Genomic DNA, 14954 nt, shown 5'->3' with positions numbered 1-14954 from the left:
AGAGATAAAATGATTCAAGTAAAAGCACCAGGTAAACTTTATATTGCTGGCGAATATGCAGTGACTGAACCTGGGTATAAATCAGTATTAATTGCAGTTGATCGATTTGTTACTGCTTCAATTGAAGACTCAAATGCTCCTCAAGGTACGATACACTCTAAGACGTTACATCACGATCCAGTAACTTTTCAAAGACAAGAAGACCAAATTGTTGTATCCGATGTACATGCAGCGAAGCAACTTAAGTATGTCATTACGGCAATTGAAGTGTTTGAACAATATGTACGTAGTAATCAAATTAGTTTAAAACATTTTAATTTAACGATTGATAGCAATTTAGATGATGCAAATGGTCACAAGTATGGACTTGGATCGAGTGCGGCTGTGCTTGTCTCTGTTGTGAAAGTGTTGAACGAGTTTTATGAAACACATTTATCAAACCTGTTTATTTATAAATTAGCTGTTATTGCCAATATGAAATTACAAAGTTTAAGTTCATGTGGAGACATTGCGGTTAGTATTTATACTGGCTGGCTAGCTTACAGTACATTTGATCACGAATGGGTGTCACAACAGATTGAAGATACTTCCGTTAATGAAGTGTTGAATAAAAACTGGCCAGGGCTACATATTGAACCGTTGCAGCCACCCGAAAATATGGAAGTATTAATCGGTTGGACAGGTTCTCCTGCATCATCTCATCATTTGGTAAGTGAAGTGAAACGTTTGAAGTCTGATCCAACGTTTTATGGGAAGTTTTTAGAACGTTCACATCTATGTGTTGAAAAATTGATTCATGCTTTTAAAACAAATCATATTAAAGGTGTACAGCAGATGATTCGTATTAATCGTGAAATTATTCAATCTATGGATAAAGAAGCAACGATTGATATAGAAACAGCGCATTTAAAAGTGCTGTGTTCCGTAGCAGAAAAATATGGCGGTGCAGCTAAAACATCAGGTGCTGGTGGCGGAGACTGTGGTATCACAATTATTAACAGTGATGCTAATAAAGAATTAATATATAAAGAATGGTTGGAGAATGAAGTGAAGCCATTAGAATTTAATATTTATCATGGTCAATAAAAATATGTAAGTTAAGCAGTATGCTGATCTTTAGATTAGGTACTGTTTTTAATTATGTACAAATTAAGTCTTTAACTTGCAAAAGGTACTTGAATAGGAAGAAGTATATTTTATAATCTTGAAATATTAATAAAAAAGAGTAAAATAATTAGAGTTGCAAATGTTTAATATAAAGCGTCTATTACATAATGGATGTGTTTAAAAAGCTGTAAACCATAAGAAAGGAATGGGTGTAGTTGCAAAATAAATTTTTGATTTGTGATGATTGCCAAGGTGTAAACTGTAAGTCTTTAGAAAAAAAATTAACTAAATTAGATCCTGAGGCTGAAATTGAAATTGGTTGTCAGTCTTACTGTGGTCCAGGTCGTAGAAAAACGTTCGCCTTTGTTAACAATCGTCCACTGGCTGCACTCACAGAAGAAGAACTTATGGAAAAAGTTGAAAAACAATTACAGAAACCAAGAGATCCTGAAGAAGAAGAACGCTTAAGAAAACGTAATGAAGAACGTAAACGTCGTAAAGAAGAACAAGATAAAAAATTAAAAGACAAACTAGCTAAAAGAAAGCACACACAATAATGGCGATATGTAATTTTATGTAAAGTACCATACAGTTTCCAATAATAAGATGGGCGAGGTATCGTATAAGCATAATATAGAATAGTTGCTTTGATAGGTGTTATCTAAAGTATATAGTGATATAGAGCAGTAGGATAGAAATCAACCATACGCATTTGGTTTCTATTCTACTCTTTTTGTACGTAATTTTTTAAGTGTAATGATGTGTTGTTCGAGCAATGATAAATAGTTTGAACATACACGCTAAATGATAAATAGATAAAATATTAGGAACCGTATATTACGTTGCTTTCTTTTTAAATGTTGGAAAAAAGGGTAGAACGTATTATAAGTAACTAATTGGAAAAGTTAACTAAGTAGTAAATATTTTTAAAAGAGAAATGTTTATAACTGCCAAAAAGACTAATTTTATATAAGGAGTTGGGTAAGCTTGACTAAGAAAACAATAATTGGAAATTCAGATGTTGAAGTAACGCCAATCGCATTAGGTGCTAATGCTGTAGGAGGACACAATTTCTATAATGATTTAGATGAAGAACAAGGTAAAGAAACAGTTCGTACTGCTGTAAGAAACGGTATTACATTGATAGACACTGCTTATATATACGGGCCAGAACGTTCCGAAGAACTCGTTGGAGAAGCAGTTAAAGAATTTGATAGAGATGACTTTGCCATTGCTACTAAAGGCGCGCATTATTTTGATGATGATGGGAATGTTAAATATTCCAACGACCCGCAATTTTTAAAGGATCAAGTTGAACAAAGTTTGAAGCGTTTAGAACTAGATTATATTGATGTATATTATATCCATTTCCCTGATAATGATACACCTAAAAATGAAGCCGTTGCAGCATTAAAAGAACTTAAAGATGAAGGCAAGATAAAAGCGATTGGTGTGTCTAACTTTGATTTAGCGCAATTGAAGGAAGCGAATAAGGATGGTTATGTCGATGTGGTACAAATGGAGTATAACTTATTAAATCGCGAAAATGAGCATATATTTGAATATACTTCAGAACACAATATCACGTTTGTTCCATATTTCCCGCTTGTTTCAGGTTTACTAGCAGGTAAATATAATGAAAATACAACATTTGATGATATTCGTGCAGAAAATCCAGAATTTCAAGGTGAAAAATTCAAAGAGAATTTAGAAAAAATAGAACAACTACGCGGTATTGCAGATAATCATAGAGTGGATGTTGCACACATCGTCCTAGCTTTTTATCTAACGAGACCTTCATTAGATATCGTTATTCCAGGAGCTAAACGACCAAATCAAGTTGTTGATAATTTGACGACATTAGATGTTGAATTAACTGATGAAGAAATCGAAAAGATTGAAAAATTGTTTCCTATAAAATAAAAATTTAGATGGCAGCGAGAAAGTAACCTAATTTATTTGAAAGATATTGTGATTTTTCAGCAAGAAAGAATAGTTTGCAATGTCTACCTGAGTTGAAGCTCAGGCATGCGTCCCACAAATTCATTAAATTGAAGCGTGGGGCTTTATTTTTTAATTAATCCTGCTAGCACACTTTCCATATTATGACTAAAGACTGAGACAAGTTATTTATTTCTCACTATCCCATATTTTTATAATTATAAAGGCATATTTAAAAATATACATTTATAGTATGTCTTAGATTTTCAATTTTTGAGCAAATGATTTAATATTTTATTGTATATTAAGTAAAGTGTTTAGTAGTTATACTTTTTAGTGTAAAATAATTAATTAAGTTTAATGATTTTATAGAAATGTATATTTATAATATGTATGGGAATATAAAATGAGTAGTAGAAGGAGATTAATATGATCACAGTTTTATTTGGGGGCAGTAGACCAGAAGGGAATACTGCACGTTTAACTAAGATGGCCATAGCTGGATACGACTACGAATGGATAGATTTAACGCAATATCAATTAAATCCAGTTAGAGATTATAGACACGACGACAACACAATAGAATCATATATCGATGATTACAAGACAATTATAGATAAAGTGTTAGCAAGTGATACCGTTATTATTGCTTCACCTATTTATTGGTATAGTTTATCAGCATCAATGAAGGCGTTTATCGATCATTGGTCTGAGACGTTATTAGATCCGAATTATAAAGACTTTAAAGCTAACATGGCAAAGAAAGACTTTAGATTAATCATCGTTGGTGGAGATTGTCCTAAAGTTAAAGCGAAACCGTGCATTACGCAAGTTAAGTATAGCTTAGAGTTTTTAGGTGCAAGTTTAGGTGGTTATATCATTGGTACTGCTGAAAGACCAGGAGATATTGAAAAAGATGTATATGCATTATCGCGTGCAAACGAATGGCAAGAAACACTGGGAAGAAGTAAATAGAACATCGTTAGTTTGGGTGAATTATAATATTGCCCAAGCTATTTTTATATAAATAGATAAAGTATTTTGAATACTAAAATTATGATATAATGTAGCTATTATTACCTATCTTAAATAGGGGGAGAGCAACATGCATAAAATTAGAAAAGCGACACCGGAAGATGTTGTAGGCATCAGAGATGTAGCAACGAAAGCTTGGTATAACACGTACTTGAATATTTACGCAGCTAAAACAGTAAATGAGTTACTGGCTGCGTCCTATAATGAACAACATTTATTAAAGCGTTTAGAAGATCAGTTGTTTTTAGTCGTAGAAGAAGAGGGCAGTATTATTGGCTTTGCGACATTTATTTATGGTACAGAATTGTTTTTATCAGCGCATTATGTAAGACCATCATGGCAACATCATGGTTATGGTTCGAAATTGTTAACAGAAGGGTTAAGTTATTTTCATGATGACTATAACGAAGTCTTTTTAGAAGTGGATAATAAGAACGATGAAGCAGTTACGTTTTATGAACAAAAAGGTTTTGAAAAATTACGCTCATATACGCATGTCATGTATGGTGAAGCCATGGATTTAGCGTTAATGCGTAAAACATTAAATTAGTCTGCATTAAGTATAGGATATGGATAGGAGGACTGCATGACATTTACAGCATATGCTACACAAAAATTACCAGAAGAAAAAGTGTTCAAAGACCCAATTCATAGATATATCCATGTTAGAGATCAAGTAGTGTGGGATTTGATTAAGACAAAGGAATTTCAAAGACTCAGACGTATAAAGCAACTAGGCACGTTATACCTTTCATTTCATACGGCTGAACATAGTAGATTTGGTCATTCACTTGGCGTATACGAAATTGTACGTAGATTAATTGATGACTCGTTTAATGGAAGAGAAGCATGGAATAATGAAGATAGACCGTTGGCTTTATGTGCGGCTTTATTACATGATTTAGGACATGGACCGTTTTCACATAGTTTTGAAAAAATATTTAACACGGACCACGAGGCATTTACACAGGCAATCATTACCGGTCCAACAGAAGTGAATGAAGTATTAAGACGTGTGTCAGATGATTTTCCACAACAAGTAGCAGATGTTATTAATAAAACACATGATAATAAATTAGTAATATCTATGATTTCTTCTCAAATAGATGCAGACAGAATGGACTATTTACAGAGAGATGCCTATTTTACTGGAGTTTCATACGGAGAATTTGATATGGAACGTATCTTAAGATTGATGCGCCCTTCTAAAGATGAAGTGTTGATTAAAGAAAGCGGTATGCATGCAGTAGAGAATTTCATTATGAGCCGCTACCAAATGTATTGGCAAATCTATTTCCACCCAGTCAGTAGAGGTGGCGAGGTGTTATTAAATAACTGTTTGAAACGTGCGAAGCAATTATATAACGAAGGCTATACGTTCAAGATGCACCCGACAGATTTTGTGCCGTTTTTCGAAGAATCCATGACAATAGAGCAATACGTAGATTTAGATGAAGCAGTTGTCTTGTATTACTTAAAAGCATGGGTCAAAGAGGATGACGCTATATTAAGTGATTTGTCGCGTCGTTTTATCAATCGCGATTTATTGAAATATATGCCTTTCGATGGTTCAATTATAACAATCTCTGAATTAACTGATTTGTTTATTCAAGCAGATATCGACCCAAATTATTATTTTGTCAGTGAATCATTTTCAGATCTACCTTATGACTATGATAGACCTGGTTCAGATAGGCAACCTATTCATTTACTGAAACGAAATGGTAAAATTCGTGAGATTAGTAGTCAATCATTGGTTATCCATAGTATTACTGGAATTAATCGCCAAGACTATAAATTATATTATCCTAAAGAGCTTATTGCTCATATTGAAGATGCGCACGTGAAAAACGCAATTAATAGCATATTGGATGAATTGAATTCTTAATATAAAAACAAGTAAAATGAAGATAATTGATTAGATAATATGGGAGGTGTACCTGTTGGCTCAAAATAAAGGTTTTAAATTTAATATCATTAAGAATGACCCGCTCGATGGACATAAAGGCACAAATATCGGTTCCATTAGTTTGGATAATGTGGCGCCTGTGTTTATTGATGTTCAAAATAAAGAAGCATTCATTGATATTGGTGGTATGCATGCACGTTCAAGTGTAGAAAAGGGCGTTAAATGGATTAAAGAGAAAGAAGTAGTAGAAGGTGAAGAAGCCAAAGCATATTGGTTGTGCTGGGTTACTACTGAAAGAGGCGAAAATGGTCCATATTATGCAGGTGTAACAGGCTGTTATTTACTTGTAAATAAAAGTATTCGCAGAGGATATAAAAGCATGCCTGAACATGTCAATATGATGGATAAATCGATGAAACATCAAATTGATATTGATCACATAGGTGATGATAACAAGGCAATTTTGAAAGATTTTCTTCAAACACACGATTTAGCTATGTGGCATAATTCTGATAAAACATTGCATGAAGCATTAGCAAGCAAATCATGATGACGAGCAAGTCAAACAATGCGTAATTGTTGTTTGGCTTGCTTTTTTAATAATTAAAACAATGAATACATACGCTTCATATTAACTATGTGGACGGCATGAGGAAAAACGATTTCCCAACTGTATAGCATGAATCAAGTATGCTATAATAGTCTGTATTATTTTAAAAGATTAGGGTGAAACGTACATTGGAAAACAATGTGAATATCCAAACGAAACAAGTAGTTAAACAATTTGATAATAAAGAAAAATTCACTACGAATACACAAGGCACTTGGCAAAAACGTAACGCAGAATTTATACGTTATCAAGAAAACATTGATGATGTAGTTGTCAATGTGACCGTTAAAATTGAAGAAACAGGTGTTAAAATCATTCGTAAGGGTGAAATTAAAATGAATCTCCATTTTGTAGAAGGTGAAGATACAATAACTTTATATGAAATCACTGGAGGTCGCATACCATTAACTGTACGTACACATTCTATTTTACATTTTGTCACAGAGCATGGTGGTAAATTAAAGGTCCATTATGATTTAATACAAGATGAAGAAAAAATGGGATCTTATCAATATGAAATTACTTATAAGGAGCAGTCTTAAATGAATATAATTGACCAAGTGAAACAAACGTTGATTGAAGAAATTAAGCATAGTATTCAAAAAGCAGCGTTAGCTGATGTAGGTGAAATACCAGATATTAAAATAGAAATACCTAAAGACGATGCTAATGGTGATTATTCTACAAACATTGCGATGGTATTAACAAAAATAGCGAAACGTAATCCTCGGGACATTGCCCAAGCAATCGTTGATCATTTAGATACATCAGCAGCAAATGTGAAGAAAGTTCAAATTGCAGGACCTGGATTTATTAATTTTTATTTAGATAATACGTATTTAACTGAGATTATCTCAGAAGCGATAGATAAAGATGCTAACTTTGGTAGTACGCCTGAATCAAATGGTAAAAATATATTATTAGAATATGTGTCGGCCAACCCCACTGGTGATTTACACATCGGCCATGCTCGTAATGCTGCAGTAGGTGATACACTGGCTAATATTTTGACAGCTGCTGGCTACCATGTGACGAGAGAATATTATGTGAATGATGCGGGTAATCAAATTACAAATCTAGCACGTTCAATAGAAGCGCGTTATTTTGAAGCACTTGGTGATGATACATTTGAAATGCCTGAAGGCGGCTATCATGGTAAAGATATTATAAATATTGGTAAGGATTTAGCTGAAAAACAACCTGAACTTAAAAATTTATCAGAAGAAGAACGTATTAAGACATTCAGAAAATTAGGCGTAGATTATGAAATGGAAAAACTAAGAACAGATTTAACTGATTTTAATACACATTTTGATAATTGGTTTAGTGAAACTTCTTTATATGAAAAAGGTGAAATCACGGAAGTATTAAACAAAATGTCTGAACTGGGCTATACGTATGAGCAAGATGGCGCTACGTGGTTACGTACGACTGACTTTAAAGATGATAAAGATAGAGTATTAATTAAAAATGATGGTAATTATACTTATTTCTTACCAGATATTGCTTATCATTTTGATAAAATCAAGCGTGGTAATGATACTTTAATAAATTTATTTGGCGCTGATCATCACGGATATATAAATCGTCTTAAAGCTTCTTTAGAAACTTTCGGTGTTGAAAGTGATCGTCTTGAAATCCAAATTATGCAAATGGTTCGCTTAATGCAAGATGGGCAAGAGGTTAAGATGAGCAAACGTACTGGTAATGCAATTACTTTACGTGAAATTATGGATGAAGTAGGAGTAGACGCAGCACGTTATTTCTTAACTATGCGTAGTCCAGATACGCACTTTGATTTTGATATGGAACTTGCGAAACAAGAATCACAAGATAATCCGGTGTATTATGCGCAATATGCACATGCACGTATTTGTTCAATATTGAAACAAGCTGCTGAAAGAGGGATTACACCATCAAAAGATGCAGACTATACTTTAATTACAAATAACAAGGCGATTGATTTATTAAAAAAAGTTGCTGAATTTGAAACGACAATTCAAAGTGCTGCAGCACATAGAGCGCCACATAGAATTACAAATTATATTCAAGATTTAGCATCACATTTCCATAAATTTTATAATGCTGAAAAAGTATTAACAGATAATGTTGAAAAGACTGAAGCGCTCATTGCACTTATTGACGCAGTAAGAATTACATTGCGTAATGCACTTGGTTTAGTTGGAGTAAACGCGCCAGAAACGATGTAATCGTTAAAAGGTAATATCGGGCTAGTATCGGATTTGTTATGAATGAAGAGAGTCATATTCATTCTAATTACACATCATACTAGCTCTTTTTGTTTGAGAAATAAGTGCTAAATAAGGGGTATTCATATATGAGATTGGATTCAGAAACGTTATATCACATTTTATATAAACATATGGGACCACAAGGTTGGTGGCCTGCAGAATCGAAAATAGAAATTATTTTAGGAGCGATTTTAGTCCAAAATACCAATTGGAGAAATGCCGCCTATGCTATCGATTCATTAAAACAAACAACGCAGTTAGACCCACAACATATCTTGAATTTGAAATTAGAAGATTTACAGGTATTGATAAAGTCGAGTGGATTTTATAAAAATAAAGCGCAAACCATCCTAGCGCTGTTAAGTTGGTTGCAGCAAGGTGACTTCGACTATAAAAAGATTGCTAACGCATTTCATTCAAATCTTAGAAATAAGCTACTAAGCATCAAAGGAATTGGCAGTGAAACAGCGGATGTGCTCATTGTCTATGTATTTGAGGGTGTTGAGTTTATACCAGATAGCTATACGAGAAGAATTTATCAGCTGCTTGGATATGAACATACGGAACAATATGACAAACTTAAGCGTAGTGTGTCGCTACCGGAAACCTTTACTAATCAAGACGCAAATGAGTTTCATGCATTATTAGATAATTTCGGGAAAAATTATTTTAACGGTAAAGCAGTACATAGATTTACATTTTTAGATAAATATTTTGAATCAGTGAACTTAAGTCCATAAAAAGTATAGACGGTTAAGTGATATTTAAATATCTAATTAGAAAAGAGCATCATAAAAGCTTAAATAGAAAAAATTTTAAAAATAAGCGTAAAAATGCGCAAGAATTTGATATGATAAAGATAAATTATAAGCTAGGAGACAATATCATGAAAAAGCAATTTAAACTTATTTATCTTTTTATTATTTTGGCTGTAATATTAGCGGCATGTGGCACAAATTCTAATCAATCGAATAAAAAATCACAGACAGATAAATCGTATGATAGAATTATTTCACTAATGCCTAGTAATACGGAAATCTTATATGAATTAGGTCTTGGGGACAAGGTTATAGGTGTATCAACTGTAGACGATTATCCGAAGGAAGTTAAAGATAAAAAACAGTTCGATGCTATGAAATTAAATAAAGAGGCCTTATTAAAAGCTAAGCCTGATTTAATACTTGCACACGAATCTCAAAAAGCAACAGACGGCAAAGTGCTGAGTAGTTTAAAAGATAGTGGTGTTAAAGTAGTCTATGTTAAAGACGCACAATCTATTGATGACATGTATGGTACCTTTGAACAGGTTGGTAAAGTGACAGGCAAAGAAAAAGAAGCTACAGCACTAGTAAAAGAAACGAAAGCAAATATTAAAAAAGTGATACGTTCTGTGCCAAAGGATGCGAAGTCTCAAAAAGTCTTTATGGAAGTATCATCAGAACCAGAAATTTATACTGCAGGCAATCATACATTCTTTGATGATATGCTGAAACAACTTAAAACACAAAATAGTTTTTCCAATTTAGACGGCTGGCAAAAAGTCAGTAAAGAAGCGATTATAAAGAAAAACCCAGATGTCATGATTTCGACGATGGGGATTTCAGAAAGTGATTATCAAAATATTATCGACAAGAGAGGTGGTTTTGATTCATTAAAAGCTGTGAAAAATGGTAGGATTGAAGCGGTTAATGGTGATCAAATATCAAGACCAGGGCCACGAATTGATGATGGTCTTAAAGCCTTAAGAGATGCAATATATAAAGAGAAATAGCAATGATAGTAATGTGACGATAATGATAAAAGGAACAGTTGTTCCATATACACCTTGAAGTTTATGTACTCATACTTCAGGGTGTTTTTTATGGTGTTAAAAACGTATGTCATATAATGATTTATGATGAAGGGGATAGTGTTAGAAACATTCAGATGGTATTCTAAGAGGTGAAGATTTATTTGAAAGTGTGGCAAAAACATGAAGTATGCTATAACGATAGCAATATGGACAGCGATTGCTTTCTTGAGTTTATCGCTAAGTTTATTTTGGGGAATAGGTGACGTAAATGATGCGTTATCACAAACAATATTATATCAAGTGAGAATCCCGCGTACACTGCAAGCATTGTTAGCGGGTATAGGTTTGACACTTGCCGGTCATATGTTTCAAACATTGTTAAATAATCCACTTGCGGATAGTTTCACTTTAGGGTTAGCAAGTGGTGCTACATTTGGATCTGGACTTGCTGTTGTTATCGGCGTGTCATTTATCTGGATGCCAGTATTTTCAGTTGTCTTTAGTATTATGACATTAATTTTAGTAATCGTATTAACTAACGCAATGTCTAGAGGCTATCCTATAAGAACGCTCATTTTAGCTGGTATTATGATTGGTGCATTGTTTAATGCGTTGTTATATGTACTCATTATTTTTAATCAGCAAAAAATGAACAATATTGTGAATTATATGTTCGGTGGTTTTTCATCTGCAGAATATAACGAAGTGAAATATATTGGAATTGTCTTATTTGTAGGCATTGTCATATTATTAAGTTTAATTTCAAAAATCAAGATACTTCAACTGGGTGATTTACGGGCACAATCTTTAGGGGTTAATGTTCGAAACGTGACGTATAGCGTACTGTTAATCGCATCCATTATAACCGCAGTGATAGTCGCGTATGTTGGTGTGATTGGTTTTATAGGTATGGTCATACCACAATTGGTACGTAGAGCGAGAGGGCATTATGATTTGAAACAACAAATGTTCCTGAATATCGTGATTGGTGGTACAATTATGGTACTTTCTGATTGGTTAGGTAGTGTTGTATTAAATCCTTTCCAAGTGCCAGCTAGTATCATTTTGGCAATGTTAGGTATACCGGTACTATTTTATATTATGGTGACGCAACCGCGAATGGAAGAATGATGAAGTTAAAGTAACATAAACAAAACAAAATAGATTGTATTAAATAGGTGACACAGTTTTTTAATAGAGCGACATAATAATTAAAGAGGTTATGAGAATGGATTTAACACAAATAAAGGCGGTCGTATTTGATTTAGAAGGAACACTTTTAGATCGAAAAAAATCACGAGAAAAATTTATAGAAGAGCAATACGAAAGATTTCATGACTATTTGGTGCGCATTCAATTAGCAGATTTTAAAAGAAAATTTATAGAATTAGACGATGACGAGGATCATGACAAACCAGAATTATATAAAGCAATTATTAAAGATTTTCATGTCGATCGATTGACGTGGAAAGATTTATTTAATGATTTTGAAATGCATTTTTATCGCTATGTGTTTCCATATTATGACACACTATACACGTTAGAGAAATTAACCAATAATGGTTATCTTACTGGTGTTATCGCTAATGGCAGATCAAAAATCAAGCAATACCGTATGCATGCTTTAGGTGTAGAAGATGCGATTAACTACTTATCTACTTCTGAAACAGTAGGTTATCGAAAGCCACATCCTAAAATTTTTGAAGACATGCTCAACCAATTAGGTACAAAACCTGAGGAAACAATGTATGTAGGTGATGATCCCTTAAATGACGTTGCGCCGGCGAGAGCAATGGGTATGGTTAGTGTTTGGTTTAAGGAAGATGATGAAGTTGACGTAGAACCATTACCAGAAGAAGTTGATTTTACGATTAATACGACAGAAGAGCTATTATCCATATTACCTATTGCAAAGAAAGGAAGAGAATAAATGAATTTATTTACAACGAGTGATGATATTGCACTAAATTATAGAACAAGTGGTGAAGGCAATGCTATTGTAATGATTCACACTGCTTTTGATAATTTGACCGTTTTTGATACGATTGAAGAAAAATTCAATCAAGATAACCAAGTTATACTGATAGATTTAAGAGGACATGGTTATTCTGACAAACCACATCAAATTGATTTCAAAGAATATGCAGAAGATGTTAAAGAACTTTTGGATTATTTATATGTTACACAAGCATCATTGATTGGCCATGAATTAGGCGGTTCTGTTGCATGTGCATTTGCAGCGATGTATCCAGAAATGGCCGATTCTGTTACATTAGTAAATCCAACGCTATTGGATGATATGTCTCCAGAAGAGCGTTTATATCGTAAATATGCAAAGCAAATTAGAAATTGGGATAAAGAAGAACAACAGAAATTTTTAGATAAACATTTGTATTATTCCAAAAGAAAAGCTAAGAAATTTTTAAAACACGTTGATGATACAAATGGTATAGCTACACAAGCAGAATTAGATGCCGTAAAAGCGTCATTTAATGATAATCATATAATGAGTTATTTGAGCGAAATGGATATACCAACCCTAATCATTGCTGGCCAACATGGTGAAAGAACGACCATTGTTGAAGCAAAAGAAGTAGGCGATTTTATTGGAGAGGTACAATTCGTTACATTTACGGCTTCTGGATTATACCCATTTGTAGAAGAAAAAGATAAATTTGTGGATAATGTACTAAAATTCATAAAAGAAAATGAAAAAGAGTTAACATTTTAATGAGCCAATGCGTTTTTAAAGGATATATCAACTGCTAGCATCCTATGATTTATTACAAAGCACAGCTTTTTGTAATCTTATTGTAACAATACTGTTATTTCAGTAATATTTATAGTACAATATGGATAAGCACAAAGAAACTTTTAAAACAGAAGGAGAGCGTGCCTATGAAAAAATTATTTGCAGCAGTGTTCGTATCAGGGTTAGCACTTTCTGTATTGAGCACAGGCAGTGTTGATGCAGCGTCAGGTAACTCTATTCAAAGTGTTAAATCATTACAACAAGGTGATACAACTTTAGAAGGTGCAAAAATTGGTGCACCAATACAAAGTGTATTGAAATCTAATAATGTATCTGTTTATTCCTACAGTCCTGATGGTAAAGAACATTATTATGAGTTTAAAAAAGATAACGGCGTACTTGTAGTGACAGCTGATGGTAAAAAGAACAATGGAAAAATCACTCGTGTTTCTATGAGTTATAATGATACAAATGGTCCAACTTATAAAGCAGTTAAAAACGAAGTTGGTAGTAATGCTGTGACACGTGAGCATTATAATAATGTAACAGGTAATTTTGGTTACGTTCAAGACAATGATTTATCTTATCAATTTAGTTCTTCATCACCTAACGATAAAAACATTAAATTGTACCGTATTGATTTAGGTGAGTAATGAGCACTTTGGTTTTTAGAATAAGTACATTTACCGACAAGTATATACTTGTCGGTTATTTTATTGTTAAAATATGGAGTAATATGAGAGTATAAATTAAATCGTTTCAGTATTTATACTCATATCAATTTTTGATAACATATGAATTAAAGTTATTTGAGCGACGTAAAAATTTAAAAAGGAGCCCAATATGAGAGTTAACGATAAAGTTTTAGTCGAAAATATTAATGATTATTTTACTCATAAAGGTCTTTCTCCAAATTTAATAGAAGATATTAAGGAGAAACTAAAAAAAGATTTTCAAAAATCTGAAGCCAAAGATGAGGATTATATTGAGTATAGGCACAAGTCACCGGCAGAAGTTATTTTGACGATTCAACGAAACCTATTTACATTGCAACTCAATCCTATCATATTTTTTATTGTCAATTTTATTTTACTTTCTTACTTATATGATAAACAATATGTGCCGTTTCAGGCAGCAACAGGTACGTCAATATTTTACTTTTTAATTATTTTACCTATTTCAATATTTATCTATTTACGTATTGATTGGAAGAATTATTTATATAGTAATAAATTTGAAATGGTAATTGGTTTGGTAGTGGCCATTGCTGCATTTACACTTGTGATTCTCCATACTTTCAATATAGATTTAGGAATTGTAGCAGTGACCATATATGCGCATCAAGTGGTCTTCTTTATTGGCATCTTATTTAGTATTTCAGGTATATATTTTAGAAGATTAGAGTTTACAGGCATTGGCTTGCTGCTTTGTCAGAAAACCATTGACGCTATGATTAGTAATGCAGGTATTGCGCAAATTGGTTCAATTGTTATTTGGATATTATTATTAATTGTAATTATTTATTATACAATCCGTATTTCTTCTAGAAATTAATA

The 14954-nt window shown here is 32.9% G+C and carries 16 protein-coding genes; all 16 read left to right on the top strand.

What is annotated here, in order from left to right; all coding sequences use genetic code 11:
* Positions 1-9 precede the first annotated feature (9 nt).
* The gene (locus tag BTJ66_RS03300) at positions 10-1086 is read left to right on the top strand and encodes a phosphomevalonate kinase (RefSeq protein WP_099089570.1); all 1077 of its coding nucleotides are present in this window, start codon (positions 10-12) and stop codon (positions 1084-1086) included.
* A 236-nt stretch (positions 1087-1322) separates the two neighbouring features.
* Entirely contained in the window at positions 1323-1664 is a 342-nt protein-coding gene (locus tag BTJ66_RS03295) for a YuzB family protein (RefSeq protein WP_099089569.1), read from the top strand.
* Between the two features lie 430 nt (positions 1665-2094).
* Positions 2095-3030: an aldo/keto reductase gene (locus BTJ66_RS03290; protein ID WP_099089568.1), complete on the top strand. Its 936-nt coding sequence runs from the start codon at positions 2095-2097 to the stop codon at positions 3028-3030.
* 447 nt (positions 3031-3477) lie between these two features.
* Positions 3478-4023: a flavodoxin family protein gene (locus tag BTJ66_RS03285; protein WP_099089567.1), complete on the top strand. Its 546-nt coding sequence runs from the start codon at positions 3478-3480 to the stop codon at positions 4021-4023.
* A 130-nt stretch (positions 4024-4153) separates the two neighbouring features.
* The gene (locus BTJ66_RS03280; protein ID WP_099089566.1) at positions 4154-4633 is read left to right on the top strand and encodes a GNAT family N-acetyltransferase; all 480 of its coding nucleotides are present in this window, start codon (positions 4154-4156) and stop codon (positions 4631-4633) included.
* Positions 4634-4669: 36 nt separating this feature from the next.
* On the top strand, positions 4670-5971 hold the full coding sequence (locus BTJ66_RS03275; protein ID WP_099089565.1) for an HD domain-containing protein: 1302 nt from the start codon (positions 4670-4672) through the stop codon (positions 5969-5971).
* 37 nt (positions 5972-6008) lie between these two features.
* Positions 6009-6542 carry a YwhD family protein gene (locus BTJ66_RS03270; RefSeq protein WP_420801871.1) on the top strand — a complete coding sequence of 178 codons (534 nt, stop codon included), beginning with the start codon at positions 6009-6011 and terminating at the stop codon, positions 6540-6542.
* 188 nt (positions 6543-6730) lie between these two features.
* The gene (locus BTJ66_RS03265) at positions 6731-7144 is read left to right on the top strand and encodes a YwiB family protein (protein ID WP_099089563.1); all 414 of its coding nucleotides are present in this window, start codon (positions 6731-6733) and stop codon (positions 7142-7144) included.
* Positions 7145-8812, top strand: a complete 1668-nt coding sequence (gene argS / locus BTJ66_RS03260) for an arginine--tRNA ligase (RefSeq protein ID WP_099089562.1) — start codon at positions 7145-7147, stop codon at positions 8810-8812.
* Positions 8813-8940: 128 nt separating this feature from the next.
* Positions 8941-9594, top strand: coding sequence for an endonuclease III domain-containing protein (locus BTJ66_RS03255; protein ID WP_099089561.1), 654 nt, complete (start codon positions 8941-8943; stop codon positions 9592-9594).
* A 146-nt stretch (positions 9595-9740) separates the two neighbouring features.
* The gene (locus BTJ66_RS03250) at positions 9741-10625 is read left to right on the top strand and encodes an ABC transporter substrate-binding protein (protein ID WP_099089560.1); all 885 of its coding nucleotides are present in this window, start codon (positions 9741-9743) and stop codon (positions 10623-10625) included.
* Between the two features lie 201 nt (positions 10626-10826).
* A complete protein-coding gene (locus BTJ66_RS03245; RefSeq protein ID WP_099089559.1) occupies positions 10827-11777 on the top strand; it encodes a FecCD family ABC transporter permease in 951 nt (316 codons plus the stop codon).
* Between the two features lie 97 nt (positions 11778-11874).
* Entirely contained in the window at positions 11875-12576 is a 702-nt protein-coding gene (locus BTJ66_RS03240; protein ID WP_099089558.1) for an HAD family hydrolase, read from the top strand.
* Positions 12577-13377 (top strand): alpha/beta fold hydrolase, encoded by an 801-nt coding sequence (locus BTJ66_RS03235; protein WP_099089557.1) that lies wholly within the window; start codon positions 12577-12579, stop codon positions 13375-13377.
* A gap of 167 nt (positions 13378-13544) precedes the next feature.
* Positions 13545-14051, top strand: a complete 507-nt coding sequence (locus tag BTJ66_RS03230) for an SA0570 family protein (protein ID WP_099089556.1) — start codon at positions 13545-13547, stop codon at positions 14049-14051.
* A 190-nt stretch (positions 14052-14241) separates the two neighbouring features.
* Positions 14242-14952: a hypothetical protein gene (locus BTJ66_RS03225; protein ID WP_099089555.1), complete on the top strand. Its 711-nt coding sequence runs from the start codon at positions 14242-14244 to the stop codon at positions 14950-14952.
* Positions 14953-14954 lie beyond the last annotated feature (2 nt).

This window comes from Staphylococcus edaphicus (assembly GCF_002614725.1).
GTDB classification, from domain to species: Bacteria; Bacillota; Bacilli; order Staphylococcales; family Staphylococcaceae; genus Staphylococcus; species Staphylococcus edaphicus.
Note: the sequence above shows the minus strand (reverse complement) of the source record. Positions and strands in the feature narration are given on the sequence as shown.

What these genes read in the sequence shown, in the direction of transcription:
- BTJ66_RS03250 (WP_099089560.1), top strand. Translation starts at nt 9,741, where the DNA reads ATGAAAAAGCAATTTAAACTTATTTATCTTTTTATTATTTTGGCTGTA.
- BTJ66_RS03235 (WP_099089557.1), top strand. Translation starts at nt 12,577, where the DNA reads ATGAATTTATTTACAACGAGTGATGATATTGCACTAAATTATAGAACA.
- BTJ66_RS03225 (WP_099089555.1), top strand. Translation starts at nt 14,242, where the DNA reads ATGAGAGTTAACGATAAAGTTTTAGTCGAAAATATTAATGATTATTTT.
- BTJ66_RS03280 (WP_099089566.1), top strand. Translation starts at nt 4,154, where the DNA reads ATGCATAAAATTAGAAAAGCGACACCGGAAGATGTTGTAGGCATCAGA.
- BTJ66_RS03240 (WP_099089558.1), top strand. Translation starts at nt 11,875, where the DNA reads ATGGATTTAACACAAATAAAGGCGGTCGTATTTGATTTAGAAGGAACA.
- BTJ66_RS03230 (WP_099089556.1), top strand. Translation starts at nt 13,545, where the DNA reads ATGAAAAAATTATTTGCAGCAGTGTTCGTATCAGGGTTAGCACTTTCT.
- BTJ66_RS03245 (WP_099089559.1), top strand. Translation starts at nt 10,827, where the DNA reads ATGAAGTATGCTATAACGATAGCAATATGGACAGCGATTGCTTTCTTG.
- BTJ66_RS03300 (WP_099089570.1), top strand. Translation starts at nt 10, where the DNA reads ATGATTCAAGTAAAAGCACCAGGTAAACTTTATATTGCTGGCGAATAT.
- BTJ66_RS03275 (WP_099089565.1), top strand. Translation starts at nt 4,670, where the DNA reads ATGACATTTACAGCATATGCTACACAAAAATTACCAGAAGAAAAAGTG.
- argS (WP_099089562.1), top strand. Translation starts at nt 7,145, where the DNA reads ATGAATATAATTGACCAAGTGAAACAAACGTTGATTGAAGAAATTAAG.
- BTJ66_RS03285 (WP_099089567.1), top strand. Translation starts at nt 3,478, where the DNA reads ATGATCACAGTTTTATTTGGGGGCAGTAGACCAGAAGGGAATACTGCA.
- BTJ66_RS03255 (WP_099089561.1), top strand. Translation starts at nt 8,941, where the DNA reads ATGAGATTGGATTCAGAAACGTTATATCACATTTTATATAAACATATG.